The following is a 25,764-nucleotide window of genomic DNA, read 5'->3' as shown; positions in this document are numbered from 1 at the left end:
GGCTGCACACCTACAATCACCACCGCGGCCACACCGCACTCAAGGGCCTACCACCCGCCAGCCGCGTCCCCAACCTCACGGGGCAGTACAGCTAGCCGCTCGGGGCGGCCGCGGTGGTCCACGCGACCGCGCGCGGGCCGCCGGTCGGGGTCGTCGGGACCCGGTGCGAGCCCGACCCCGAACGGGTGCCGGGCGGCGGTCCCGGCACTGCCCAACCCGCGAAAAAGCGCTGGGAGGAACTCCGTAGGCTTGGACCATGAGTGCCTCCGTGCTGACCGCGGTGGCGTGGCCCTACGCCAACGGGCCCCGCCACATCGGTCACGTCTCCGGTTTCGGTGTCCCCTCCGACGTGTTCTCCCGCTACATGCGCATGTCGGGCAACCGGGTGCTGATGGTCTCCGGCTCGGACGAGCACGGCACGCCCATCTCGGTCCAGGCCGAGAAGGAGGGCCTGACCACCCGCGAACTGGTCGACAAGTACCACCGGGTCATCGCCAACGACCTGCACGGCCTGGGTCTGTCCTACGACCTGTTCACCCGCACCACCACCGGCAACCACTACAAGGTGGTGCAGGAGCTGTTCCTCGCCCTCTGGCGCAACGGCTACGTCGTGCCGAAGACGGAGATGGGCGCGATCAGCCCCTCCACCGGTCGCACGCTGCCCGACCGCTACATCGAGGGCACCTGCCCGATCTGCGGCTACGACGGCGCGCGCGGCGACCAGTGCGACAACTGCGGCAACCAGCTCGACCCCGTCGACCTGAAGAACCCGCGCAGCCGGATCAACGGCGAGACGCCGAAGTTCGTGGAGACCGAGCACCTGTTCCTCGACCTCCCGCAGTTCATCGACGCGCTCGGCGACTGGTTGCAGACCCGCACCGAGTGGCGGCCGAACGTGCTCAAGTTCAGCCGGAACCTCATCGACGACCTGCGCCCCCGCGCCATCACCCGCGACCTGGACTGGGGCATCCCGATCCCGCTCGACGGCTGGCGCGAGCAGCCGATGAAGCGCTTCTACGTGTGGTTCGACGCCGTGATCGGCTACCTCAGCGCCTCCGTCGAGTGGGCCCGGCGCAGCGGCGACGACGACGCCTGGAAGGAGTTCTGGACCGGCGACGCCCAGGGCTACTACTTCATGGGCAAGGACAACATCGTCTTCCACTCGCTGATCTGGCCCTCCCTGCTCCTCGGGCAGAACGGCCAGGGCGCCAGGGGCGGCGAGCCCGGCGCGTTCGGCACGCTGAACCTGCCCACCGAGGTGGTCAGCTCCGAGTTCCTGACCATGAGCGGCTCGAAGTTCTCCACCTCGCGCGGCACGGTCATCTACGTCACCGACTTCCTCAGGGAGTTCGGGCCGGACGCGCTGCGCTACTTCATCTCCGTGGCCGGCCCGGAGAATCAGGACACCGACTTCACCTGGGAGGAGTTCGTCCGCCGGACGAACTTCGAGCTGGCCAACGAGTGGGGCAACCTGGTCAACCGGTCGATCTCGATGGCGCACAAGAACGTCGGCGCCGTGCCGAAGCCGACCAGCCCCACCCAGGCCGACCACGAGCTGCTGGAGCTGTCCCGCAAGGCGTTCGACGTGGTGGGCGGGCACCTGCGCCGCTCCCGGTTCAAGCAGGCGTCCACGGAGGCGATGAGGGTCGTCGGCGCGGCCAACCGCTACCTGTCCGACCAGGAGCCGTGGAAGCTCAAGGACGACCCGGAGCGCCGCGACACCGTGCTGCACACCGCGCTGCAGGTCGTGCAGGACGCCAACGCCCTGCTGACGCCGTTCCTGCCGCACTCCGCGCAGAAGGTGCACGAGGCGCTGGGCGGCACGGGCGTGTGGGCGGCCCAGCCGGAGCTGACCGACGTCGCCGACCTGGACGTGCCCGACCGCGAGTACCCGGTGCTGACCGGCGACTACGCGGCCGAGCAGGCCACCTGGGCGTCCACCCCGATCGAGGTGGGCAGGCCGCTGGCCAAGCCGGCGCCGCTGTTCGCGAAGCTCGACCCCGAACTGGGTGAGACCGGGCCCGAGTGGGCCCCGATCGTCAGGTGACGAAGGCGCGCGGCGAGCGACCACCGGTCCCGGAGGCCCTGCCGGTGCCGGTGGTCGACGCCCACACCCACCTGGACGCGTGCGGCGCGACGACGCCCGAGCAGGTCCGCGAGGTCGTCGACCGGGCCGCCGCGGCGGGCGTGGACCGGGTGGTCACCGTCGCCGACGACCTCGACTCCGCCCGGTGGGCCGCCGAGGCCGCCACCTGGGACGACCGGGTGTTCGCCGCCGTCGCCCTGCACCCGACCCGCACCTCGGCGTTCGGCGAGGCGGAGCGGGCCGAGCTGGAGCGCCTCGCCGTGCTGCCCCGCGTCGTCGCGATCGGCGAGACCGGGTTGGACTACTACTGGGACTACGCGCCGAAGGCCGCCCAGCACGAGGCGTTCCGGTGGCACGTCGACCTCGCCAAGCGGGTCGGCAAGCCGTTGATGATCCACGACCGGGACGCGCACGACGACATCCTCGCGGTGCTCGACTCCGAGGGCGCGCCGGAGACCGTGGTCTTCCACTGCTTCTCCGGCGACCTCGCCTTCGCGCGCGCGTGCGTGGAGCGCGGGTTCGTGCTGTCGTTCTCCGGCACCGCGACCTTCCGCAACGCCCACGCCCTGCGGGAAGCCGCACTGTGGACGCCGGAGGACCACGTGCTCGTGGAGACCGACGCGCCGTTCCTCACGCCCCACCCGTACCGAGGTCGCCCGAACGAGCCGTACTGCGTGAACTACACGCTCCGGGACCTGGCGACGCTGCGTGAGGTCGACCTCGGCGAGTTCGCCGCCAAGATCACCCGAACCGCCGAACGCGTCTTCGGTCTTCGTGACGCGGCGAAGTCGTAATCGTTGTTGCGACGAATGGCTGACCCGCTTGCTCCGCACCTGGGGTGACCGAACTCACAGACATCACGAGGGTGTTTGCACAACCCCCTCGCACCCGTTACGGTCCCGTGACCGTGCCCCGTGTCTCGATCTCGGGGCGCACCCGCGGTCGGGGCGGGTCACGTTGACACCAGAAGCGCCAGGACGTCACACGCACAGGAGTTGCCGGAGATCACCAGCTGACCACCGACACCCACCGTGCGCGTCGCCGGACTTCGCGCCTTCAGGAGGTATGGCACCCCGTGAACTCGTTCAACGAGGACACCGACTGGTTTACACCCGTGCAGCCGGCACCGATGACCGGTGTCGACGTCCTGGACAGACCCGGGCCGCCGTCCGAGTGGGACACCGCGGTGTTCACCATCACCCCGGACGACGTCCTGGGTGTGCTGGGCCCCGACGCCGACGCGCTGCTGGCGAGCGCGAACGTCGACGTCGACGAGCTGATCCGGCTGATCAACGCCGAGACCACGCTCCTGCCGCCGATCATCATCCCCGACGAGGTCTCCCAGGACCGGGTCGCGGGCGGCCTGGCCGCCGAGCAGCCGAGCGCCCCGCCCGCCGCCCTGGTCGAAGCCGCGGGGAAGTGGAAGCGGCGCTTCCTGAAGGCGGCGGTGGCCACCGTGCTGGTGACCATCTCCGGCGGCGGCGCCACCGCGATCGCGATGGACAAGTCCGTCACGGTCGACGTGGACGGCGAGGCCCACACCGTCCGGACCTACGAGTCGACCGTCGGCGAGATCCTCGCCGACGAGGGCATCACGATCGGCGAGCACGACGCGCTCAGCCCGTCCCCCCAGGCGAAGGTGGGCGACGGCGGCAAGATCTCGCTGGACCGCGGCCGGCTGGTGAAGGCGACGGTCGACGGCGAGCAGCGCGAGGGCTGGGTCCGGTCCGTGACCGTGGACGAGGCGCTCGACCAGCTGCGGATCGACGACGAGGGCGCGTGGGTCTCCCACGACCGCGGCATGGACGTCCCGCTCGACGGCCTCTCGCTGGAGGTCAAGAGCCTCAAGACCATCACGCTCTACGACGGCGGCAACGAGCCCCGCAAGATCCGCACGACGGCCGTGACCGTGGACGAGCTGCTGCGCGCCGAGAACCTGTCGCTGGGCCCCGAGGACAAGATCGAGTCGGCGCTGGACCTGCGCGTCACCAACGGCGCCGAGGTCCACATCACCCGCACCGGGGTGTCGGTGATCAACGCGACGGAGGCCGTGCAGCCGCCCGTCGAGGAGATCAAGGACGACACGCTCCTGAAGGGCCAGAAGGAGGTCCTGGAGCCCGGTGAGGCAGGCGAGCAGATCGTCACCTACCGCGTCACCGTGAAGAACGGCGCCGAGGTCGGCCGCGAGAAGCTGGGCGCGAAGGTCACCAAGGAGCCGAAGCCGAAGAAGGTCAAGGTCGGCACGAAGCTCCCGCCGGACGGCGAGGTGTGGGACCGGCTGGCCAACTGCGAGGCGACCGGCAACTGGGCCATCAACACCGGCAACGGCTACTACGGCGGTTTGCAGTTCAACAAGGGCACGTGGGACGCCTACGGCGGCTCCCAGTACGCCGCCTACCCGCACCAGGCGACCCGCGAGCAGCAGATCGCCGTGGCGACCAAGGTGCGCGACGCCCGCGGCGGCTACTCGGCGTGGCCCCACTGCCAGCAGAAGCTGGGCCTGCCGTAACAATGTGTCGGTGACTGAGGATTCGACGTCGGCCGGGCCGGGGAGCCACCTCCTCGGCCCGGCCGACGTTCGCAGGTTGGCCGCCGAGCTGGACGTCCGCCCCACCAAGAAGCTGGGGCAGAACTTCGTGCACGACCCGAACACGGTGCGGCGCATCGTGTCGGCGGCCGGCCTGCGCCCCGACGACGTGGTGCTCGAAGTGGGCCCCGGCCTCGGCTCCCTCACGCTGGCCCTGCTGCCCTCCTGCCGCGCCCTGGTGGCCGTGGAGATCGACGGGGTCCTCGCGCAACGCCTGCCCGTCACCGTGGCCGAGCGCGCGCCCTCCCTGGCGGACCGCCTCAGCGTGGTGCACGAGGACGCCCTGCGCGTCACGCCCGAGCAGCTGCCCGTGCCGCCCACCGCCCTCGTGGCGAACCTGCCCTACAACGTCGCCGTGCCCGTGGTGCTGCACCTGCTGGCCGCGCTGCCGTCGTTGCGCACGGGCCTGGTGATGGTGCAGTCCGAGGTGGCCGATCGGATGGCCGCCGCGCCCGGCAGCAAGGTCTACGGCGTGCCCAGCGTCAAGCTCGCCTGGTACGCCGACGCCCGACGCGCCGGTCCGGTGTCACGGTCGGTGTTCTGGCCGGTACCCAACGTGGACTCCGCGCTCGTCGCGTTCGACCGCCACGACCCTCTGTCCACCGTGGACCCGAAGCTGCTGTTCTCGTTGGTGGACGCGGCTTTCGCGCAGCGGCGCAAGATGCTGCGCGGCGCGCTGTCCGGGTGGGCCGGTTCGGCAGCCGACGCCGAGCGGCTCCTCGTCGCCGCGGGGGTCGATCCGGCGCTGCGCGGCGAACAACTGGCCGTCAGTGACTTCATCCGGATAGCCGAGGCCGCCTCTACTCGATAGTCGTTGATCTTTCGGCCGAAAGTGTGATTTGCCGGACGATCCGGTTTCAGGCTTGCGTCGGGCGGGTCGCGTCAGGTCTACTCGTGTTGCCATCCCGAGCGGCCGAGAGACCTGGCTCCACGACGCCGCAGCAACCACCCCCCCATGGGGGCAGGTGCTTCAGCCAGGATCGATGGAGGATCACGTGCCCAGGATGCGAATGCTCACCAGACGGCGGGTCGTCGACCACGGCCGGCGCACGTCCTCGGGCTGTCGCAGCTTCTAGGAAGCCCTGAGCGCCTTCGGATTCCTCGCGTCCTTCCCTTTCAGGACACCTTTCTGAGCTGAGCCGCCGGTCACGCACGCCATGAGCGTGCGCTGCCGCATGCTGTCGTGGAGCGAAACGTGATCACTGTCGAGAACCTCACCAAGACCTTCCCCGGGAGTACCGGGCAGGTTCGCGCGCTGGACGGCGTGAACCTGGACGTCGCCTCGGGCACCGTGCTCGGCGTCGTCGGCCCCAGCGGGGCGGGCAAGTCCACCCTGGCCCGGTGCGTCGCGCTCCTGGAGCGCCCCGACAGCGGCGCGATCCGCGTCGACGGCACCGACCTCGTCTCCCTCGACGGCACCGCGCTGCGGGCCGCCCGCCGGCAGATCGGCGTTGTGCCGCAAGGGGATTCCCTGCTGCGCCAGCGCACCGCCGCGGGCAACGTCGCGCTGCCGCTGGAGGCCGCGGGCGTGGCCGGGCCGCAGCGCCGCACCCGCGTCGCCGAGCTGCTCGACCTCGTGGGCCTGACCGACAAGGCGGGCTCCTACCCGGACCAGCTCTCCGGCGGCCAGCGCCAGCGGATCGCGGTCGCCCGCGCCCTCGCCGCGTCGCCGTCCGTGCTGCTGGCCGACGAACCGACCTCCGCCCTGGACCCCGACACCACCGGCTCGGTGCTCACCGTGCTGGACCGGGCGCGCGCCGAGCTGGGCGTCACGGTGCTCGTGGTCACGCACGACATGGGCGTGGTCCGCAAGATCTGCGACGACGTCGCGGTGCTGGAGGACGGGCGCGTGGTGGAGCACGGCAAGGTGCTCGACCTGGTGTCCGACGCGGCGAGCCGCACGGCCTCGTCGCTGCTGCCCGCCGTGGACCAGAACCCGGCGCTGGAGGGCTCGTTCGACCGGGTCGCGGACGTCGTGCTGATCGGCTTCGCGGCCGTCGGCGCGCTCCTGCCGGAGGCCGGCAGCCGGTTCGGCGTCGAGCTGAACCTGCTCGGCGGCGGCCTGACCCGGCTGGGCGAGACGCCGGTCGCGCGGTTCCGCGTCGGCCTGAAGGGTGAGCGCGCCGACTCGGCGCTGGAGTGGATCTCGGAGGCGGGCGGCTCCGTGCGCCGGACCCTCTCGGGTCCGCAGGGAGTAGCTGCGTGAGGTCTGCAACACCCTGGTCCACCGTGTTCGACGACGTGCTGCTCGCCACCGGTGAGACGTTGTACATGGTGGTCGTCTCCACCCTGATCGCCGTTCTGCTCGGGGCACCGGTCGGCATCTGGCTCCAGCTCACCGCTCCCGGTGGGCTGAAGCCCCGACCGGTGCTCCACAAAGTGCTCGGGTTCGTCGTGGATCTGGGCCGCTCCATGCCGTTCCTGGTCCTGCTGGTGGTGCTCACCTCGCTGACCAGGCTGCTGCTCGGCAGCACCATCGGACCCACGGCGGCGATCGTGCCGCTGGCCGTCGGCGCGATCCCGTTCGTCGGCAGGCTGGTCCAGAACGTGCTGGCCGAGGTGCACGTGTCGGTGGTCGAGGCCGCCGTCACGACCGGTTCGTCCACGCTGCGGATCGTGCGCAGCGTGCTGCTCCGCGAGTCGTTGCCCGCGCTGGTCAACGCCGTCGGCGTGACCGCGATCGCGCTGCTCGGCTACTCGGCCATGGCCGGGGTGGTCGGCGGCGGCGGGCTCGGCGACCTCGCCGTGCGCATGGGGTACCAGCGGTTCAACGACCGCTACCTGTGGAGCACGGTCGTCGTGCTGGCGATCATCGCCACCGCGATCCAGTTCACCACCAACCGCGTGGCCCGCGGCGTCGACCGCCGCCGCACCGCCTCCGTCTGATCGCTGTTCCCCTCCCTCACCTAAGGAATGAAATGCGCATTCGTGCTGCCCTGCTGGCCGTGCTGCTGACCGCGGTGGGCTGCGGTAGTGCCGACAAGGGGGCCGCGTCCGACCCGAACGCGCCCCTCAAGGTCGGCGTGAGCCCCGTCCCGCACGCCCAGGTGCTCCAGTACGTCGCGGACAACCTCGCCGCGTCGAAGGGCCTCAAGATCGAGGTCGTGGAGTTCACCGACTACGTGCAGCCGAACACGGCGCTGGTCGACGGGTCGCTGGACGCGAACTACTTCCAGACCGTGCCGTACCTCGACACGTTCAAGACCGAGAGCGGCGCGAAGCTGGAGTGGATCGGGCCGGTGCACATCGAGCCGCTGGGCGTGTACTCGAAGAAGCACAAGTCGCTGGCCGACCTGCCGTCCGGCGCGCGCGTGGCCGTGGCGAACGACGCCACCAACGAGGCGCGCGGCCTGAAGCTGCTCCAGGACAACGGGCTGATCAAGGTCAAGGCGGGCGCGGAGAAGACGGCGACCATCCGGGACATCGCGGAGAACCCGCGCAACCTGGAGTTCGTCGAGCTGGAGGCCGCCCAGCTGCCCCGCTCGCTGGACGACACCGACGCGTCCGTGGTGAACGGCAACTACGCGATCGACGCCGGCCTCAAGCCCGCGTCCGACGCCCTGGTGCTGGAGAAGGCGGAGGGCAACCCGAACGCGAACGGCCTGGTCACGCGGGCCGAGCTGAAGGACGACCAGCGGATCAAGGACCTGCTGGCGCTGCTCCAGTCGCAGGAGGTCAAGGACTACATCAAGCAGACCTTCTCGGGCTCCGTCCTCCCGGTCTGACCGAGAGCCGCCCCCTCACGTCGCGTGAGTCGTCCCCTCGCGTCGCGTGAGTCCTACGCTCGCGTCGCGTGAGTCCTACGTCCAGGACCCGAGAGTCCTACACCCAGGACCCCCGAGTTCAACGCCCAGCCGCCCCGGCCGACCGGCCGGGGCGGCTGCGCCGTGCCCGCCGCACGCCCGCCCCGCGGCCCGTCGGCACCGGCACGGCGTCCCTTCCGCCGCAGGTCAGGGGTCGGTTGGCGCGAACCACCCGAAAACGCCCGTAGGCTGCATGGCGTGCTCGCAGTCGTCCCACCACCGGTCACCGTCCGCGTCCCGGCCAAGGTCAACCTGCACCTGGCCGTGGGCGACCTCCGCGCGGACGGCTACCACGACCTGGTGACGATCTTCCAGGCCCTGTCCCTGACCGACGAGGTCACCGTCGCCATCGCCGAGGACCCCGGCGTCGAGGTGCACGGCGAGGGCGCGGACTCGGTGCCGACCGGGGCGTCCAACCTGGCCTGGCGGGCGGTGCGGGTGCTCGCCCAGCACGTCGGCCGCGACCCCGAGGACCCGAAGGTCCGCGTCGTCATCCGCAAGTCCATCCCGGTCGCCGGCGGCATGGCCGGTGGCAGCGCGGACGCCGCCGCCACGCTCGTCGGCCTGGCCTCGCTGTGGCGGTTGGAGATCAACCGCGACGAGCTGGCCGACCTCGCGGGCGGGATCGGCGCGGACGTCCCGTTCGCCCTCTACGGCGGCACGGCGCTCGGCACCGACCGCGGCGACCGGATCGTGCCCGTGCTGTCCCGCCACACGTTCCACTGGGTCCTGGCGTTCGACCGGCGCGGCCTGGCCACCCCCGAGGTGTTCGACGAGCTGGACCGGTTGCGCGCCGAGGGCGACCCGCCCCGCGTGGGCGAGGCCGAAGCCGTCCTGGAGGGGCTGGCCTCCGGCGACCCGCGCCAGCTCGCCCTCCTGCTGGGCAACGACCTGCAGGCCGCCGCCGTGTCCCTGCGCCCGAACCTGCGCCGCACGCTGCGCGCGGGCGTGAACGCGGGCGCGTTGGCCGGCATGGTGTCCGGCTCGGGCCCCACCTGCGCGTTCCTCTGCACGGACGGCGACTCGGCCGTCCGGGTGGCCGCCGAGCTCGCGGGCGCGGGCGTCTGCCGGACCGTCCGGGTCGCGCAGGGCCCGGTGCACGGCGCCCGCGTCGTCGGCACCGAGGAGCCGACCCGGCCGACGCCGCCCGAGGTGCACGCCTGACCCGCCCGTCCGAGGTCGGCGGGCCGGCGGGGCGCGACTAGGCTGGCGTACCGCGTTGTCACCCCCGATCCCGATGAAGGTGCTGGTACATGGCCAACCTGGTCAACTTGGAGAACGTCTCCAAGTCGTTCGGCGTGCGTCCGCTGCTCGACGGCGTGTCCCTCGGCGTCGGTGAGGGCGACCGCATCGGCGTCGTCGGCCTCAACGGCGGCGGCAAGACGACGCTGCTCGAGGTGCTGGCCGGGCTCGCCGAACCGGACGAGGGGCGCGTCAGCCAGAACCGCGGGCTGCGCATGGCGGTGGTCACGCAGCGCACCGAGCTGCCGGAGGGGTCGACGGTCCGCAACGCCGTCATCGACCCGCTGGGGTTCACCTCGGAGCACGAGTGGGCCGCCGACGCGCGCGTGCGGTCGATCCTGGACGGCCTCGGCATCACCGGGTTCGGGCTGGACTCGCCGGTCGCCACGATGTCCGGCGGCGAGCGGCGGCGCGTGGCGCTGGCCGCGGCGCTCGTGCAGGACCTCGACCTGGTCGTGCTGGACGAGCCGACCAACCACCTCGACGTCGAGGGCGTGCGGTGGCTGGCCGAGCACCTGCTGGCCCGGCGCACGGCACTCGTCGTGGTGACGCACGACCGGTGGTTCCTGGACACGGTGTGCAGCCGCACGTGGGAGGTCGTCGGCGGCCGCGTCGAGCAGTACGAGGGCGGTTACGCGGACTGGATCTTCGCCCGCGCCGAGCGGGCCCGACTGGCCGACGCGATCGAGGAGAAGCGCCGCAACCTGGCCCGCAAGGAGCTGGCGTGGCTGCGCCGCGGCGCGCCGGCCCGCACGTCCAAGCCGCGCTACCGGATCGAGGCCGCCGAGGCGTTGATCTCCGACGTGCCGGCCCCGCGCGACTCGGTGGAGCTGCTGGCGTTCGCCAAGCGGCGGCTGGGGCGCACGGTGCTGGAGCTGGAGGACGTGACGCTGACCGTGCCCGACCGGGTGCTGGTGCGCGACCTGACGTGGCGGATCGGGCCCGGCGACCGGATCGGCATCGTCGGCGTGAACGGCTCGGGGAAGACGACGCTGCTCAAGGCGTTGGCCGGGGAGCGGGAGCTGGAGGGCGGCACGCGCGTCCAGGGGCAGACCGTGAAGCTCGCGCACCTCAGCCAGGAGCTGCACGACCTCGACGGGTCGATGCGGGTGCTGGAGGCCGTGGAGGAGGTCGCGCGGCGGGTCGTGCTGGGCAAGCAGGAGATGTCGGCGTCGCAGCTGGCCGAGCGGTTCGGGTTCTCGTCGCAGAAGCAGTGGACGCCGGTGGGCGACCTGTCCGGCGGCGAGCGGCGGCGGTTGCAGCTGTGCCGGCTGCTGATGGCCGAGCCGAACGTGCTGCTGCTCGACGAGCCCACCAACGACCTGGACATCGACACGTTGCAGCAGCTGGAGGACCTGCTCGACTCGTGGCCGGGCACGCTCGTGGTGATCTCGCACGACCGGTACCTCGTGGAGCGGGTGTGCGACAAGGTGGTGGCGCTGTTCGGCGACGGCGGGCTGACCGACCTGCCCGGCGGCATCGAGGAGTACCTGCGGCGGCGCGACCGGCAGAAGGAGGCGGTGGGCGCGCCGGCCGCGAAGCCCGCGTCCGGGCCGTCGTCGGCGGCCGACCAGCGTGCGGCGCGCAAGGAGCTGGCCCGGCTGGAACGCCGGCTGGAGGCGTTGCAGAAGAAGGAGGCGCAGCTGCACGCGGCGCTGGCGGAGGCGGCCACCGACCCGGAGCGGCTGATGGCGCTGGACGCGGAGCTGAAGGCCGTGCTGGCCGAGGCCGAGGACGTCGAGTCCCAGTGGCTGACCGCCGCCGAGACCGCCGAACCCTGACCCCCGCCCGCGCGAGAGTCCTACGTTCAGGCGGCGAGAGTCCTACGTCCAGAGCACGTGAGTTCAACGCTCAGGATCGCGCCGGGCGTCGCTGAGCGTTGAACTCGAGGTGCGCGAACGTAGGACTCTCGAGACCTGAACGTAGGACTCTCGCGGGTCAGGGGGTGCGGCGGCGGAGTTCGGCGGCCAGCAGGGGCAGCAGTTCGTCGACGAAGGCGCAGTCGTAGCCCTGGCCCGCCAGCAGCGACGTGGCGAACCTCGTCCGCTCCACCTCCGCCGCCGACGCGCCGACCATGCCGTCCAGCGCGACGCCGATCTCCTCCAGCACCCGGTCCACCTGGGACGTCCGGTAACCGCGCTGCGCCGGCCCCGCCAACGGGATCTTGATCGACCGCAGCTGCTTCCACGACGTGATCGGCGGCAGCGCGCTCGGCCGCAGGGGACCGTCGCCCAACTGCTTCTCCACCCGCGCCAGGAACGCGTCCACCTCCGTCTCGTCGTACCCGCGCCGCCCGAACATGGGCCGGCTGAACCGCACCTCGCGCACCTCCCGGGCGGTCAGGTCGTCCTGCCCGAGCAGCGTGTTCTCGATCCGGTCGAGGAACTTGTCCACCTGCGCCTCGTGGTAGCCACGCCGACCGCGCGGCGGTTTGCCGAACGCGGCGGTGCGGACGTCGCGGGCGGTCAACGGGCGCGTGCCCGGGCCCGGGCGCGGCCGAACGGGCGGCGAGGCGGGTGTGACGGTCGGTGCGGCGGCCGATCCGACAGGGGTGACCGACCCGGCGGGCGCGGCAGGGGTGAGTGGGCGCGCGGGGCGGGGTGGCGCGGGCATCCGCTCCAGCGTCACCACGACCAGGTCGAGGAACGTGTCCACGTCGTCCTCGTCGTACCCCACCTGGCCCGGCGGGGCGTAGCCGAACTCCTGGTCCTGCACCTCGCGGGCGGTCAGGTGGTCGCGGCCCGCCAGGGTGTCCTCGATCCGGTCGAGGAACGCGTCGATCTCGCCCTCGTGGTACCCGCGGTTGCCCGGCCTCGGCTTGTGGAACCGCACCCCGCGCACGTCCTGCGGGGTCAACCGGGCCGCCGCCGGACGCATCCCCGTCGACGTGGCGTGCGCGCCCTGCGCGGGCGCGGTCGCCTGCCGCCGCTGCGGCGTGGACCCGAGCGTCTCCGCCACCAGGTCCATGAACGCGTCCACCTCGGCCGCGTAGTAGCCGGGCCGCGCGGGTCTGAACCGGACCCGGCGCACCTCCTCCTCGGTCACGTCGGCGCGGCCGAGCAGCGTCGCCTCGACGCGGTCCAGGAACGCGTCCACCTGGACCTCGTCGTACCCCGGTTGGCCGGGCGGCGGGCGGTGGAAGGCGACCTGCCGCAGGTCCTGCGCGCCCAACAGCGGCGCCGGATGTGCCGGCAGGTGCTGACGAGCGTCGAACGCGGCCACCCGATTACCTCCTTCGTGTGGTGTACCGGGGAGTATCGCCGGATGTCGGGTCCAATGTCTCGCCCTATCGGCTCAATGCGCCGGAAGATCGCTCTACTCTGACGGGCATGAGCCGGTTCGTGGACACGATGGTGGCAACCGCTTCGGGTGCCGGGGGACGGACGCGGGGCATGACCACGGGGGAGCCGAACGCTCCGACCCGCCGGTCGTGGGCGGAGGTGCACGAGCGGGCCACCCGCGTGGCGGGGGCGCTCGTGGCCGGCGGGGTGGCCCGCGGTGAGTCGGTCGCCGTCCTCGCGGGCGACCCGGCCGAGATCGCGCCGGCCGTGCAGGCGGTGTGGCTCGCCGGCGGCAGCACGACCATGCTGCACCAGCCGACGGCCCGCACGGACCTGGCCGAGTGGGCCGGCGACACGCTGCGCGTGCTCACGATGATCGGCGCGAAGCTGGTGCTGCTCGGCGCGCCGTTCGACGCGCTGTCGGGCGTGCTGGACGAGAACGGCGTCGCCTACCGCAGGCTGGCCGAGCTGGACGGCGAGCCGCTGGCGGCACCCGTCGACGTCACCGAGGACATGCCCGCGCTGCTCCAGCTCACCAGCGGCTCGACCGCCGACCCGAAGGCCGTCCGCATCACGCACGGCAACCTGTGGTCCAACGCCAAGGCCATGGAGGTCGCCGCCGAGCTCGACCCGGAGACCGACCGGATGGTCTCCTGGCTGCCCCTGTTCCACGACATGGGCATGGTCGGCTTCCTGACCGTGCCCATGCTGTTCGGCATCGACCTGGTGAAGGTCACCCCGGTGGACTTCCTCGGCCGGCCGACGCTCTGGCCGGACCTGATCAGCCGCTACCGCGGCACCATCACGGCCGCGCCGAACTTCGCCTACGCCATCGCCGCCCGCCGCATGAAGGGCGTGGACGACGGCGCGTTCGACCTGTCGACGCTGCGGATCGCGCTCAACGGGGCCGAGCCCATCGACCCGGCCGCCGTGCGGATGTTCACCGACGCGGGCGCGCGGTTCGGGCTGCGCCCCGAGTGCGTGCTGTGCGCGTACGGCATGGCGGAGACGACGCTGGGCGTGGCGTTCGCGCCGGTGTTCACCGGCATGGCGGTCGACTGGGTGGACCCGGAGGAGCTGGAGGCGGGTCACCGGGCTGTGCCCGTGCCGCCGGACAGCCCGAACGCGCGGGCGTTCCCGCTGCTTGGCCCGCCGCTGCCGGGGCTGGAGGTGCGGGTGGTCGACGGCGAGGGTGCCGTGCTGGGCGAGCGCGAGGTCGGTCAGCTGCGGGTGCGCGGCGAGGCCGTGACGCCCGGCTACCTCACCGTGGACGGGCCGCGGGACACCCAGGACGCCGAGGGCTGGCTGGACACCGGCGACGAGGGGTACGTGGTGGACGGTCAGGTCGTCGTCTGCGGCCGGCGCAAGGACGTGATCATCATGGGCGGGCGCAACATCTACCCCACGGACATCGAGCGGGCCGCCACGTCGGTCGAGGGCGTGCGCGCGGGGAACGCGGTGGCGGTGCGGCTGGACGCGGGCACGCGGCGCGAGCGGTTCGCCGTGGTGGTCGAGTCGAAGCTCGCCGGCGAGGACGACGAGGTGCGCCGGCTGGGCAAGGAGATCAGCGCCCGGGTGGTGGACGCGGTGGGGTTGCGGCCGTTCTCGGTGGTCGTGCTGAAGCCGGGCAGCCTGCCGAAGACGCCGTCGGGCAAGCTGCGCCGGTCCGCCGCCGCGGCCCTGGTCCCCGCGAGCTGACGGACGAACCCGTCCTCAGTGGAACCTGTGCTCAGTGGAACCTGTGCTCAGTGGAACCTGTGCTCAGTGGAACCTGTTCTGGGCGGCTTCCAGGCCCAGTTCCAGCAGGGCCTCCACGGCGTCCGCCGCCCGGTCCAGCTCCAGGGCCAGCTGCTTGCGCTCCACGGTGGAGAAGTCGCGCAGGACGTAGTCCGCCGGGTCCATGCGACCCGGCGGCCGGTCCACCCCGAACCGCACCCGGTGATAGTCCTTGGTGCCCAACGACTTCGTGATCGACCGCAGCCCGTTGTGCCCGTTGTCCCCGCCGCCGAGCTTGAGCCGCACCACGCCGAACGGCAGGTCCAGCTCGTCGTGCACGACGACGATCGAGGACGGCGGGGTCTTGTAGAACTTCGCCGTGCCCGCCACCGGCCCGCCGGAGGTGTTCATGTAGCCGCGCGGCTTGGCCAGCACGACCCGCCGCCGGGCCAGCCGCCCCTCCACGACCTCGGCACCGCCCTTGTGCGCCTTGAACTTCCCGCCCACGCGCGCGGCGAGCTCGTCCAGCACCAGGAAGCCCGCGTTGTGCCGGTTGCCCTCGTACTTGGGCCCGGAGTTGCCCAGCCCGACGACCAGGGCGACGTCATCGACCACGGAACCGCAACTCCTGCTCAAGCTCGTCCAACAGGGCGTCCACCGCGCGCACCTGGTAGCCCCGGCGCAGCCCGGACGTGGTGGTGAACCTGGTGTGGCGCACCTCGCCGGAGGTCATCCGCCCCCGGTCGTCCAGCGCCGCGGCGGCCCGGCCGAGGAACGCGTCGACTTCGCCGCGATCGTAGCCGTCGGTCGAGCGGGGCAGCTTCACCGCCAGCAGCGCCTCGCCCGTCCGCAATGTCGTCGGCGGCACGTGCCCGGTCCGCAGCTGGTGCTCGCACGCGGCCAGGAAGTCGTCCACGGCCCGCTGGTCGTACCCGCCCGCGATCTCGGTGAACGCGACCGCGCGCACCCGGTCGGGGTGCAGCTCGACCCGCCCGGCCAGCGCGTCGGCGATGCGCAGCGCGAACGCGTCCACCTGCGCCGGGTCGTAGCCCTTGCCCCGGCGGCGCGGGAACCGGGTGGCCCGCACCTGCGCCGGCGTCAGGAACGGCGACGGCACGCCTCCCCAGCCGTGCGGCGGGGGAGGCGTGCCGTGGGAGTCGCCCGACGTGATGGGCTCAGTCCTCTTCGGTGGCCTCGGGCTCGGTGGCCTCGCCGGTGTCGCCGTCCAGCTCGGCGGCGGTCGGCGCGGCGTTCACCGCGAGGACGAGCGCGTCCGCGTCGGTCACCAGGCTGGTGCCGGCGGGCAGGGCCAGGTCGGAGGCGTGCACCTGGGCGCCGGCCTCCAGGCCCTCGACGGAGTGCTCCACCTGCTCGGGGATGTTCAGGGCGTCGGCCTCGACCTGGACCGAGGTGAGGTCCTGGGTCAGCAGGGTCGACGCGGCGGCCTCGCCGGTCAGCACGATCGGCACCTCGACGGTGACCTTCTCGCCCCGCTGCACGAGCAGCAGGTCGACGTGCTCGATGTAGTTCTTGATGGGGTGCGTGGTGACGGTCTTGGTCAGCGCCAGCTCGGTCGAGGACTCGATGTCCAGGGTGAGAACTGCGTTGTGACCGTGCTCGCGGACAACACGGGCGAACTCCAGCGCCGGCAGGGCCAGGTGCTTCGGGTCGGAACCGTGGCCATAGAGCACCGCGGGGATCTTGCCGGCGCGGCGGGTGCGGCGGGCGGCGCCCTTGCCGAACTCGGTGCGCTGCTCTGCGGCGAGACGGACCTCGGACACGGTGGGGCTCTCCTAACGGTCTGGCCTGGTAAACGTCGGCGGGTACGTCGGGCGGGGCGAAGCGGGGGTTGGCCTGCGGCGGCGGGCGGCGCGGAGGGTGAACACGCGCGGCATCACAACCGCCGCGTCGATCACGCCGAGCGTGATGCTCGCCCTCGCCGAGGCAACCTGAACAGTGTAGGCCGATCCGCGGGACAGGGCCTAATCGGGGGTTGGTTCCCCGCCCCCGACCACCCGAAACGCGACGGCCCGGCACGCCGGGGAGGCGTGCCGGGCCGGGTGCCGCGGCGCCGGTCAGGCGTTGCCGTCGAACAGCGACGTCACGGAGCCGTCCTCGAAGACCTCCTGGATCACGCGGGCCAGCAGGGGCGCGATCGGGAGCACGGTCATGGCGTCGAACCGCTTCTCGGCCGGGATCGGGAGGGTGTCGGTGAACACGACCTCCCGCGCGCCGCAGTCGCGCAGCCGCTCGATCGCCGGGCCGGACAGGACCGGGTGCGTGGCCGCGATGACGACGTCCGACGCGCCCTGGGCCAGCAGCTGCTCCACCGCCTTGGTGATCGTGCCGCCGGTGTCGATCATGTCGTCGATGACGACGCACAGCCGGCCCTCGACCTGGCCGACCACCCGGTTGGCGACGACCTCGTTCGGCCGCAGCGGGTCGCGGGTCTTGTGGATGAACGCGATCGGCGAGCCGCCGAGGGTGTCCGCCCACTTCTCCGCCAGCTTGGTGCGGCCGGCGTCGGGGGAGACCACGGTGATCTCGCGGTCGGCGTACTTGTCCTTGATGTGCTCGGCCAGCAGCGGCATGGCCCAGAGGTGGTCCACCGGGCCGTCGAAGAAGCCCTGGATCTGCGCGGTGTGCAGGTCGACGGCCACCAGCCGGTCCGCGCCCGCGGTCTTGAACAGGTCCGCGACCAGGCGCGCGGAGATCGGCTCGCGGCCGCGGTGCTTCTTGTCCTGCCGCGCGTAGGGGTAGAACGGCATGATCACGGTGATGCGCTTCGCGGAGGCCCGCTTCAGCGCGTCCACCATGATCAGCTGCTCCATCAGCCACTGGTTGATGGGGGCGCAGTGCGACTGGATGACGAACGCGTCGCAGCCGCGCACGCTCTCCTCGAACCGCACGAAGATCTCGCCGTTGGCGAAGTCGTACGCCGACTGCGGGGTCACCGACACGTTCAGGTGCTTGGCCACCTGCTCGGTCAGCTCCGGGTAGGCGCGCCCGCCGAAGAGCATCAGGTTCTTCTTGGGTGTCCCGGCCATCGTGGGGTTCACGTCAGCGCCCTTCATCGGTTGTGCCTGCATTCTCGGGCGTCAGGGCGCGCTGCGCCGCTTCGGCCGAAGCCGTGCCCGCCCTGCGGGACACCACCCAGCCGTCCAGGTTGCGCTGCGGCCCGCCGGACACGGCCAGCGCGCCGGGCGGCACGTCGCGCCGCACCACGGTCCCCGCACCGGTGTACGCGCCGTCGCCGACGGTGACCGGCGCGACGAACATGTTGTCCGATCCGGTGCGGCAGAAGGACCCGATCGTGGTGCGGTGCTTGTTCACGCCGTCGTAGTTCACGGTGACGCTGGCCGCGCCGATGTTGGAGTGCTCGCCGATGGTGGCGTCGCCGATGTAGCTCAGGTGGGGCACCTTGCTGCCCGCGCCGATCTCGGAGTTCTTCGTCTCCACGAAGGTCCCGATCTTGCCGCCCTCGCCGAGCCGGGTGCCCGGCCGCAGGTAGGCGAACGGCCCGACGGACGCGCCGGGGCCGATCTCCGAGCCGGTCCCGTGCGTGCGCACCACCGTCGCGCCCGGCCCGACCGCGCACGCCGACAGCGTGGTGTCCGGACCGACGACCGCGCCCTCGTCGACCGAGGTACCGGCCTTGAGCTGCACGTTCGGCTCGATCACGACGTCACGGCCCAGCCGCACGTCGGCGTCCAGCCAGGTGGTGGCCGGGTCGACCACGGTCACGCCCGAGCGCATGGCCCGCTCGACCAGCCTGCGGTTCAGCTCCGCGCCGAGCCGGGCCAGCTGCACCCGGTCGTTCACGCCCTCGACCAGCCACGGGTCCGACGTCACCAGCGCGCCCACGCGCCGGCCGTCGCCGCGCGCGATGGTCAGCACGTCGGTCAGGTACAGCTCGCCCTGCGCGTTGTCGGTGGACAGCCGGGACAGCCCGTCGCGCAGCACGGCCGCGTCGAACGCGTACACCCCGGAGTTGATCTCGGTGATCGCCCGCTGCTCCGGCGTGGCGTCCTTCTGCTCCACGATGGCCTCGACCGAGCCGTCCGCGGACCGCACGATCCGGCCGTAGCCGGTCGGGTCGGCCACCACGGCGGTCAGCACGGTGACGGCGTTGCCGCGGTCGCCGTGCTCGGCCAGCAGCGCGCGCAGCGCGTCGGCGTCCAGCAGCGGCACGTCGCCGTAGGTCACGACGACCGTGCCGCCGAGGTCGGCGGGCAGTTCGGCCAGGCCGCAGCCGACCGCGTGCCCGGTGCCCTTCTGCTCCTCCTGCACCGCCACGGTGACCTTGCGGTCCAGCGCGGTGGACAGGGCGTCGAGGTGCTCGGCGACCGCCGCGCGGCCGTGGCCGACGACGACCGCGAGGTGGTCGGGTTCCGTCCCGGCGGCGGCGCGCACGGCGTGCTCCACCAGGGAACGCCCCGCGATGCGGTGCAACACCTTCGGGGTGGCTGAGCGCATGCGGGTGCCTTCACCCGCTGCGAGGACGATCGTGCTGACTGGGGTGGGGACACCCTCGAGCATCAGCGCTCTCCCTAGCTGAGTGCGTGCGTTCAGCGGGAGGGGACCTGGCTTCCCGCCAGGTGCCGATACTAAGCCTCCGAGGAGGGCTCGCCCTCCACGGCCGCAACCTGGCAGCCACCTCGCCGCTTCGCGGCGTACATCGCCGAGTCGGCCCGGGCGAGCGCCGCGTGCGCCGCCTCGCGGGGCCGCACGGAGATCACGCCGACCGACAGCGTCACGCCCCTGGACAGGTCGGAAGGCAGTCCGGCGACGGCTTCCACGGCCCGGCCGAGAGCCGCCTCGGCGGCGTGCAGGGGGGCACCGGGCAGCAGCACGACGAACTCGTCGCCGCCGTAGCGGGCCACCAGGTCGTCACCCCGCAGCGCCTGGCGCAGTGTGCTCGCAATCACGCGCAGGACGTCGTCGCCCTCGGCGTGCGAGTGCTTGTCGTTGACGACCTTGAACCCGTCGAGGTCGACCAGCGCGATGGACATCGGGTGGGTCTGGGCGTTGATCAGCGCGGCGAGCCGGTCGTCCAGCGCGCGCCGGTTGGGCAGCCCGGTCAGGGGGTCCTGCAACGCCTGCCGGGCGATCGCGCCGTGCGCGCGCGTCAGCCGTTCGTGGTCGCGGCGGGTGAGCAGGGTGGCGGTGCGCGCCTCCTGCATCAGCCACAGCTCGACCTCCAGCGCGTTGGCGTAGGTCTGCAGCGCCGAGATCGTGCGCTCGCCGTGCGGGCCGGACATGCGGGCGTACTCGCGGGTCAGGCACAGCAGCAGGGTGGGCTCGGAGGTGTCGTGCTCCAGCCGGTCGCGGGCGTCGTGCAGCACCTGCAACGCCTGCTGCGGCAGCTCCTCCATCTCCAGGCACCGGGCCAGCGCGATGGACACGATGATCAGCTCGCGGGCGTACATGGCCAGCTCGCGCAGGCTCCACAGCCGCGCGATGTGCTCCGCGCCCGGCTTGGCCAGCGCGTGCGCCGCGCCGATCACGGGCACCTGCTCGGCGGCGGCGCGGTCGCGCCGACCGGGGTGCAGCGACTCGCGGAACGGCCCCTCGACGGCGGTGGCGATGGCCGAGGCGGTGGCGAACCGCTCGGCGGCCTCGTCGAAGTTGTCCACCCGCTCCAGCCGCAGGCCCCAGCCGATGAGCAGGCGGGCGCGGTTGACCAGGTGCACGTAGATCTGGTGGGGGTTGGCGCTGTCGCGGATCGCGTTGTGCGCGCGGGCCAGCACCTCGTCGGCCATCTCGTACACGCCGAGCTGGGTGAGCACGAGCCCGGTCGACTGCAGCGCCGAGGCCAGCAGCCGGTCCCACGTGCGCTTGTCCAGCACCGGGTCGGGGGTGAGGTCCTCCTCCAGCATGGCCAGGCCGCTGGCGACCTCGGTCAGCGCCCGGTCCTCGAAGCCGCCGAGCAGGTAGCGGCGACCGCGCAGGGCGTGCGCCTCGGCCTCCAGCACCAGCAGGCCGTGCCGGCGGCAGTGCGCGAGCATCTCGTCCAGCACGGAGTCGGAGAGGTCGACCAGGCCGGGCGTGACGATCCGGACCACGGCCGCCGCGCGCAGGAGCTGGCCGACGATCCGGGGCTCGCCGCGGCCCTGCGCCTCGGCCAGGATGCGGTCGACCTCGTGCGCGGCGTCGAGCTGGTCGGCGAGGTGGCTGCTCTGGGCCACGGCCACGAGCTCACTCGCGCGGCCGACCAGCCACGCGTCGGACATCTCGTGGAGCGAGGGCCCCACGTTGTCCTGCTCGTCGACCGCTTCCTCGCGCAGCGACTCACACCCCCATGCAGACGCAGGGCGGCCGGGACCTTCGTGGCCCGGCCTCCTCGCTCCGCCACCAGGATTCGAACCTGGACCATCGGAACCAAAATCCGAGGTGCTGCCTTTACACCATGGCGGAACGGCCGGGGCTCGCCCCGACCGCGCGAACACATGTTGTCACGAGTCCCCCGGGTAGGTCAGCACCACCACTCAAGTGGCGGCAACCTCTTCGTAATCCGATCATGACGGTGTGTGTTCATGCAGGTCAGGGCAATGTCTGACGTGTTCTGTGTCACGTCTTGGTGAACCGCCGGGTGCTTCCGGGTGGCGTTCGGCGGCCGTGAGCGGGGTGCGTGCGACCCCTGTGCGACACGATTTCGGGCGAAACAATCATCGTGTTAACTACTTTACGTAGTCGACTAGGCACGATTGGGCAGACCTGCTCTCACTGGATCGTGTCGATCGAGCCGAGGAACGCCGTCAGCGCGCGGTCGTAGGACTCCGGGTCGACGTTCCAGGACGCCGTGTGCTCGGCCTTCGGCACCTCGACGTACCGCAGCGGCCAGTCGATCCGGCCCGCCGCGGCGGCCAGGTCGCGGGACGCCTGCACGGGCACGGTCCCGTCCGCGTCGCCGTGGAACAGCAGCGTCGGCGGCCGGTGCGCGGGCGGGTGCTCCACCAGGTCGAACCGGTCGAAGTCCAGGTCGGCCCGCCAGTCCGACACCAGCTCCGCCACCGGCACCAGCTGCTCGGGCACGCCCCGGTTGCGCGACTGCAGCTCCAGCGTCTTCGTCCAGCTCACCACGGGCGCGTCGAGCACGACGGCGGCCACCGACCCCGCGTCCGCCGACCGGCCGAGGAACTGGCCGACGATCGCGCCGCCCATCGACCACCCGTACAGCACGACCTGGCGCGCGCCGTGCCCGCGGGCGTACCGCACGGCCGCCTCCACGTCGCGCCACTCCGTGTCGCCCAGGTGGTAGAGGCCGTCGGGGGACCGCGGCGCGTTCTCGTCGTTGCGGTAGGTCACGGCCAGAACGGGTAGTCCCAGGGTGTGCAAGGCAGGCATGACCCGCAGCGCCTCGGCCCTCGTCCCACCCCGGCCGTGCACCGCGACGACCCACGTGTCGGACGGCGCGGGTACCAGCCACGCCGCCGCGTCACCCAGCTCGGTGGGGACCCGCACGTCGGTGTACTCCAGGTCGTGCGCCGTGCCGGGGTCGGTGCTCCAGACCGCCGTCTCCAGCCGCACCCGCGTGCCGTCCGGGGGAGCCTGGCCCTGCAGCTCGCGCACCACCACGCCCTCCGACCGGTGGGTCACCGGGCCGACCTTCGCACCGCCGCCCGGCCACACCAGCCCCCACGTGCCCGGCAAAGCCGCCACGCGGGAGTCCTCCAGCGAGACGGTCCCCGACGCCGACGACGCGACCGTGTCGCCATAGCCGGGGCGCGCTTTCGAGGGGTCGAGGAGCTGGCCGCTGTAGTACCAGCCAAACCCCAGCAGAGCCCCGATGAGCAGCAACAACACCACCGCGAACGTGACCAGTGCGATCCGCCGGCGGCGTCGCCCGCGAACGTTCGACGATGCCATCACCGCATCATGCGCCCGCGCTGATCGACACGCCCGACTTCCTGAGAACACGCCGTGAGTTCGGTCCGGACTATGGCGACACGAGGGCGACCTAACCTACGCTGCCGTAAGTTACGGTTCCGTAGGTAGTCCCCGATACACAACGAGGTACATGTATGACCAGCACCCTGGAGAGCAGGTCCACGCCGCAAGGTCCGGATCGCGGACCCAAGCCGATGATCGAGGGGCGACGAGGCCACGTCGAGCAGTTGGGCGTGTACGTGTTCGTCATCGTGCCGTTCCTGGCTCTGCTCGCGGCCGTTCCGTTCGCCTGGGGCTGGGGTCTGGGCTGGGTCGACGTCGCGCTGTTCGTCGCCTTCTACTACCTGGCCGGCCTCGGCGTGACGATCGGCTACCACCGGTACTTCACGCACGGCTCGTTCAAGGCCAACCGGGCCCTCAAGATCGGCCTGGCCATCGCGGGCAGCATGGCGCTGCAGGGCCCGGTCATCGTCTGGGTCGCCGACCACCGCCGCCACCACGCGTTCTCCGACCGCGAGGGCGACCCGCACTCGCCGTGGCTGTTCGGCAGCGGCCCGGTCGCGCTGGCCAAGGGCTTCTGGCACGCCCACATGGGCTGGCTGTTCGAGCGGGACAAGACCAACGCGCAGCGCTTCGCCCCGGACCTGCTCGCCGACAAGGACCTGGTCCGCGTCGACAACCTGTTCTGGCTGTGGACCACGATCAGCCTGCTCGCGCCCGCCGCGCTGGGCGGCCTGATCACCATGTCGTGGGCCGGCGCGCTGTCGGCGTTCTTCTGGGCCGGCCTCGTGCGGGTGGCGTTCCTGCACCACGTGACCTGGTCGGTCAACTCGATCTGCCACATGGTCGGCGACCGGCCGTTCGCGGCGCGCGACCGCTCGGCGAACGTGTGGGCGCTGGCGATCCTGAGCTTCGGCGAGTCGTGGCACAACCTGCACCACGCCGACCCCACGTGCGCGCGGCACGGCGTCAAGCGCGGTCAGATCGACACGTCCGCGCGGCTGATCTGGCTGTTCGAGAAGTTCGGCTGGGCGACCAACGTGCGGTGGCCGAACCAGCAGCGGCTGGCCCGCATCAGCGCCAAGAAGTAGTCCGCGGCTAACGACCCACCTGCCCCTCGCGTCCCGGCGCGGGGGGCGGGTGTTTAGGGTGGTCTGGGTGGCGGGGAGACGGCGCGGCGACGAAACACCGGTGCCGCGCGTGCGGATGACGGGCAAGGAGCGGCGCGAGCAGTTGCTCGACGTGGCCAGGGCGTTGTTCGCCGAGAAGGGCTTCGAGGTCACCTCCATCGAGGAGATCGCGCACCGGGCGGGCGTGTCCAAGCCCGTGGTGTACGAGCACTTCGGTGGCAAGGAGGGCATCTACGCGGTCGTCGTGGACCGCGAGATGCAGTACCTGATGGACCACATCGTGAACGCCCTGTCCGGCGGGCACCCGCGTGAGCTGCTGGAGCAGGCGGCGTGCGCGTTGCTGGACTACATCGAGGGCTCGACGGACGGCTTCCGCATCCTGGTGCGCGACTCGCCCGTGGCGTCGTCGACCGGCACGTTCTCGTCGTTGCTGAACGACATCGCGTCCCAGGTGGAGTCGATCCTGGGGCTGCACTTCTCGCGGCAGGGCTACGACCGGAAGCTGGCGGCCCTGTACTCGCAGGCGCTGGTGGGCATGGTGGCGTTGACCGGCCAGTGGTGGCTGGAGGTCCGCAAGCCGAAGAAGGACGAGGTCGCCGCCCACCTGGTCAACCTGGCCTGGAAGGGCCTGTCCCACATGGACCACAAACCCCGCCTCCGCACCCGCTGACCTCGAGAGTCCTACCTTCAGCGCGCGAGAGTCCTACGTTCGGGCTTCGAGAGTCCTACGTTCAGCAGCCCCGAGTTCAACGCTCAGGCACCCCGCCGCCGTCGTGAGCGTTGAATTCGGGGTGCCTGGACGTAGGACTCTCGCGAGCTGGGCGTAGGACTCTCGCGGTCTCAACGTAGGACTCTCGCGGTCAGGCGGAGGATTTGGTCGTTGGTGCCGTTCGAGGTGGTCAGGTAGAGGGCGCCGTCGGGGCCCTGTTCGGCGCCGCGCAGGCGGCCGTGGGTGCCGTCCAGCGCGGGCGGGATGGCGACCGAGTGCACGCCGCCCTCCTGGGTCACGGTGAACAGCAGGAGCTTGGACCCCTTCAACGCCGTCACGGCCAGCACGCCGTTCAACGACCCCCACTGCTCGCCCGCCAGGAACGCCGCGTCGCAGATCGCCTCCGTCGGGTCCCCCGACGACCACACCGCCGGCACGGCGTCCGGGAACCGCTCCAGGTCCGTCATCGGCACGTCCTCGTCGTACCCGCCGACCGTCCCGCCCCGCGACGGGTCCCACCCGTAGTTCCCGCCGGCCCTCAGCACGTTCACCTCGTCGTCCACGTCCGGCCCGTGCTCGGCGGTGAACACCATCCCGTCCTGCCGCACGGCCACGCCCTGCACGTTGCGGTGCCCGTAGGTGTAGATCCGGTCCCCGAACGGGTTGCCGGCCACGCCCTCCCCGGTCGCCAGGTCGACCCGCAGCACCTTCCCGCCGAGGCTCGACCGGTCCTGCGACACGGTCGCCCGCGCGGTGTCCCCGGTGCCGACCAGCAGGTTGCCGTCCCGGTCGAGCGCCATCCGGCACCCCGAGTGGCGTCCGCCCTCCGCCGTCGGCAGCCCCGCCAGCAGCGGGTCCTTCACCCGCGTCGCCGCGGACCCGGTCAGCTCCCACGTCACCAGCCGCACGTCCGAGGCGGTGTTGAAGCACGTGGTGAACCGGTGGCTGGTCGCGAAGTCCGGGTGCACGACCAGGCTCATCAACCCGCCCTCGCCCCGCGCCGCCACGTCACCGAGGTCGGCCTCGACGTCGCTCACCTCCCCGTCCGCCGTGACGAGGGCGATCCGCCCCGGCCGCTGCGGCACGAGCATCCGCCCGTCGGGCAGGAACCCCACGTCCCACGGGTGGGTCAGCCCGGACGCCACCACCTCGACCCGGAGCCCGCCGGGGGCCTGCGCGGAGGGCGCGCTGCCCCCGGAGCCCCCCGCGGTGCACGCGGACCCGGCGGCCAGCGCGGCGGCCAGCACTGCGGCGAACCCGACAAACCGTCGCATGTCACCCAGCATGACGTCACCCGTGTGTGCTCGACGTTCACCCGAA

General features: G+C 72.0%; 21 protein-coding genes, 1 tRNA gene and 1 riboswitch. Of the genes, 12 read left to right on the top strand and 10 right to left on the bottom strand.

The window, feature by feature from the left end; all coding sequences use genetic code 11:
- Nucleotides 1-256 precede the first annotated feature (256 nt).
- The 9 genes from metG (at nt 257) to ACIGNX_RS32470 (ending at nt 11,499) form a co-directional block, all read left to right on the top strand.
- Nucleotides 257-2,047, top strand: coding sequence for a methionine--tRNA ligase (gene metG, locus ACIGNX_RS32510; RefSeq protein ID WP_396544984.1), 1,791 nt, complete (start codon nt 257-259; stop codon nt 2,045-2,047).
- Nucleotides 2,044-2,880 (top strand): TatD family hydrolase, encoded by an 837-nt coding sequence (locus ACIGNX_RS32505; RefSeq protein WP_396544982.1) that lies wholly within the window; start codon nt 2,044-2,046, stop codon nt 2,878-2,880. The genes metG and ACIGNX_RS32505 overlap by 4 nt, the downstream gene beginning before the upstream one ends.
- A 335-nt stretch (nt 2,881-3,215) precedes the next feature.
- Nucleotides 3,216-4,595: a transglycosylase family protein gene (locus ACIGNX_RS32500; protein WP_396544980.1), complete on the top strand. Its 1,380-nt coding sequence runs from the start codon at nt 3,216-3,218 to the stop codon at nt 4,593-4,595.
- 10 nt (nt 4,596-4,605) lie between these two features.
- Nucleotides 4,606-5,484, top strand: coding sequence for a 16S rRNA (adenine(1518)-N(6)/adenine(1519)-N(6))-dimethyltransferase RsmA (gene rsmA, locus ACIGNX_RS32495; RefSeq protein ID WP_396544978.1), 879 nt, complete (start codon nt 4,606-4,608; stop codon nt 5,482-5,484).
- 86 nt (nt 5,485-5,570) lie between these two features.
- A riboswitch (SAM riboswitch) is annotated at nt 5,571-5,663 on the top strand.
- Between the two features lie 205 nt (nt 5,664-5,868).
- Entirely contained in the window at nt 5,869-6,879 is a 1,011-nt protein-coding gene (locus tag ACIGNX_RS32490) for a methionine ABC transporter ATP-binding protein (RefSeq protein WP_396544976.1), read from the top strand.
- The gene (locus ACIGNX_RS32485; RefSeq protein WP_396544974.1) at nt 6,876-7,559 is read left to right on the top strand and encodes a methionine ABC transporter permease; all 684 of its coding nucleotides are present in this window, start codon (nt 6,876-6,878) and stop codon (nt 7,557-7,559) included. Before ACIGNX_RS32490 ends, ACIGNX_RS32485 begins: the two co-directional genes overlap by 4 nt.
- A gap of 32 nt (nt 7,560-7,591) precedes the next feature.
- A complete protein-coding gene (locus ACIGNX_RS32480) occupies nt 7,592-8,398 on the top strand; it encodes a MetQ/NlpA family ABC transporter substrate-binding protein (RefSeq protein ID WP_396544972.1) in 807 nt (268 codons plus the stop codon).
- Between the two features lie 276 nt (nt 8,399-8,674).
- Nucleotides 8,675-9,640 carry a 4-(cytidine 5'-diphospho)-2-C-methyl-D-erythritol kinase gene (locus ACIGNX_RS32475; protein WP_396544970.1) on the top strand — a complete coding sequence of 322 codons (966 nt, stop codon included), beginning with the start codon at nt 8,675-8,677 and terminating at the stop codon, nt 9,638-9,640.
- A gap of 89 nt (nt 9,641-9,729) precedes the next feature.
- Entirely contained in the window at nt 9,730-11,499 is a 1,770-nt protein-coding gene (locus ACIGNX_RS32470) for an ABC-F family ATP-binding cassette domain-containing protein (RefSeq protein WP_396544968.1), read from the top strand.
- 157 nt (nt 11,500-11,656) lie between these two features.
- Here ACIGNX_RS32470 and ACIGNX_RS32465 read toward each other — a convergent pair whose 3' ends face one another.
- Entirely contained in the window at nt 11,657-12,940 is a 1,284-nt protein-coding gene (locus tag ACIGNX_RS32465; RefSeq protein ID WP_396544966.1) for a DivIVA domain-containing protein, read from the bottom strand.
- A 107-nt stretch (nt 12,941-13,047) separates the two neighbouring features.
- Between ACIGNX_RS32465 and ACIGNX_RS32460 the strand changes: the two genes are divergently transcribed.
- Nucleotides 13,048-14,697: a fatty acyl-AMP ligase gene (locus tag ACIGNX_RS32460; RefSeq protein ID WP_396544964.1), complete on the top strand. Its 1,650-nt coding sequence runs from the start codon at nt 13,048-13,050 to the stop codon at nt 14,695-14,697.
- A gap of 63 nt (nt 14,698-14,760) precedes the next feature.
- Here the strand turns inward: ACIGNX_RS32460 and pth are convergent, their stop codons facing one another.
- The 8 genes from pth to ACIGNX_RS32420 form a co-directional block, all read right to left on the bottom strand.
- On the bottom strand, nt 14,761-15,330 hold the full coding sequence (pth, locus tag ACIGNX_RS32455; RefSeq protein WP_396544962.1) for an aminoacyl-tRNA hydrolase: 570 nt from the start codon (nt 15,328-15,330) through the stop codon (nt 14,761-14,763).
- Nucleotides 15,320-15,832: a DivIVA domain-containing protein gene (locus ACIGNX_RS32450; protein WP_396544960.1), complete on the bottom strand. Its 513-nt coding sequence runs from the start codon at nt 15,830-15,832 to the stop codon at nt 15,320-15,322. The genes pth and ACIGNX_RS32450 overlap by 11 nt, the downstream gene beginning before the upstream one ends.
- A gap of 58 nt (nt 15,833-15,890) precedes the next feature.
- Nucleotides 15,891-16,496 carry a 50S ribosomal protein L25/general stress protein Ctc gene (locus ACIGNX_RS32445; protein ID WP_396544959.1) on the bottom strand — a complete coding sequence of 202 codons (606 nt, stop codon included), beginning with the start codon at nt 16,494-16,496 and terminating at the stop codon, nt 15,891-15,893.
- 294 nt (nt 16,497-16,790) lie between these two features.
- Complete coding sequence (locus ACIGNX_RS32440) at nt 16,791-17,762, bottom strand: ribose-phosphate diphosphokinase (RefSeq protein WP_396544991.1); 972 nt, start codon at nt 17,760-17,762, stop codon at nt 16,791-16,793.
- Between the two features lie 13 nt (nt 17,763-17,775).
- Nucleotides 17,776-19,254, bottom strand: a complete 1,479-nt coding sequence (gene glmU / locus ACIGNX_RS32435) for a bifunctional UDP-N-acetylglucosamine diphosphorylase/glucosamine-1-phosphate N-acetyltransferase GlmU (RefSeq protein ID WP_396544957.1) — start codon at nt 19,252-19,254, stop codon at nt 17,776-17,778.
- Nucleotides 19,255-19,322: 68 nt separating this feature from the next.
- Nucleotides 19,323-20,969, bottom strand: a complete 1,647-nt coding sequence (locus ACIGNX_RS32430; RefSeq protein WP_396544955.1) for a GGDEF domain-containing protein — start codon at nt 20,967-20,969, stop codon at nt 19,323-19,325.
- Between the two features lie 92 nt (nt 20,970-21,061).
- Nucleotides 21,062-21,132: transfer RNA gene (locus ACIGNX_RS32425), tRNA-Gln, on the bottom strand.
- Nucleotides 21,133-21,438: 306 nt separating this feature from the next.
- Nucleotides 21,439-22,584 (bottom strand): alpha/beta hydrolase family protein, encoded by a 1,146-nt coding sequence (locus ACIGNX_RS32420; RefSeq protein WP_396544953.1) that lies wholly within the window; start codon nt 22,582-22,584, stop codon nt 21,439-21,441.
- Between the two features lie 155 nt (nt 22,585-22,739).
- Between ACIGNX_RS32420 and ACIGNX_RS32415 the strand changes: the two genes are divergently transcribed.
- Together ACIGNX_RS32415 and ACIGNX_RS32410 are read left to right on the top strand one after the other, a co-directional pair.
- Nucleotides 22,740-23,696, top strand: a complete 957-nt coding sequence (locus ACIGNX_RS32415) for an acyl-CoA desaturase (protein ID WP_396544951.1) — start codon at nt 22,740-22,742, stop codon at nt 23,694-23,696.
- 115 nt (nt 23,697-23,811) lie between these two features.
- Entirely contained in the window at nt 23,812-24,405 is a 594-nt protein-coding gene (locus tag ACIGNX_RS32410; protein ID WP_053719425.1) for a TetR/AcrR family transcriptional regulator, read from the top strand.
- Nucleotides 24,406-24,575: 170 nt separating this feature from the next.
- On the opposite strand, the gene ACIGNX_RS32405 is transcribed toward ACIGNX_RS32410, so the two are convergent.
- Nucleotides 24,576-25,718 carry a PQQ-dependent sugar dehydrogenase gene (locus ACIGNX_RS32405; RefSeq protein WP_396544949.1) on the bottom strand — a complete coding sequence of 381 codons (1,143 nt, stop codon included), beginning with the start codon at nt 25,716-25,718 and terminating at the stop codon, nt 24,576-24,578.
- Nucleotides 25,719-25,764: the final 46 nt, after the last annotated feature.

Source organism: Actinosynnema sp. NPDC053489 (genome assembly GCF_044544865.1).
Lineage (GTDB): Bacteria > Actinomycetota > Actinomycetes > Mycobacteriales > Pseudonocardiaceae > Actinosynnema.
The sequence above is the reverse complement of the archived record's forward strand: the minus strand, read 5'-3'. Positions and strand labels throughout refer to the sequence as shown.

Excerpts from the sequence above, each read along its gene's own strand:
- metG (WP_396544984.1), top strand. The coding sequence starts at position 257 with ATGAGTGCCTCCGTGCTGACCGCGGTGGCGTGGCCCTACGCCAACGGG.
- ACIGNX_RS32500 (WP_396544980.1), top strand. The coding sequence starts at position 3,216 with ATGACCGGTGTCGACGTCCTGGACAGACCCGGGCCGCCGTCCGAGTGG.
- ACIGNX_RS32480 (WP_396544972.1), top strand. The coding sequence starts at position 7,592 with ATGCGCATTCGTGCTGCCCTGCTGGCCGTGCTGCTGACCGCGGTGGGC.
- ACIGNX_RS32470 (WP_396544968.1), top strand. The coding sequence starts at position 9,730 with ATGGCCAACCTGGTCAACTTGGAGAACGTCTCCAAGTCGTTCGGCGTG.
- ACIGNX_RS32460 (WP_396544964.1), top strand. The coding sequence starts at position 13,048 with ATGAGCCGGTTCGTGGACACGATGGTGGCAACCGCTTCGGGTGCCGGG.
- ACIGNX_RS32440 (WP_396544991.1), bottom strand. The coding sequence starts at position 17,762 with ATGGCCGGGACACCCAAGAAGAACCTGATGCTCTTCGGCGGGCGCGCC.
- glmU (WP_396544957.1), bottom strand. The coding sequence starts at position 19,254 with ATGCTCGAGGGTGTCCCCACCCCAGTCAGCACGATCGTCCTCGCAGCG.
- ACIGNX_RS32420 (WP_396544953.1), bottom strand. The coding sequence starts at position 22,584 with ATGGCATCGTCGAACGTTCGCGGGCGACGCCGCCGGCGGATCGCACTG.
- ACIGNX_RS32415 (WP_396544951.1), top strand. The coding sequence starts at position 22,740 with ATGACCAGCACCCTGGAGAGCAGGTCCACGCCGCAAGGTCCGGATCGC.
- ACIGNX_RS32410 (WP_053719425.1), top strand. The coding sequence starts at position 23,812 with ATGACGGGCAAGGAGCGGCGCGAGCAGTTGCTCGACGTGGCCAGGGCG.
- ACIGNX_RS32405 (WP_396544949.1), bottom strand. The coding sequence starts at position 25,718 with ATGCGACGGTTTGTCGGGTTCGCCGCAGTGCTGGCCGCCGCGCTGGCC.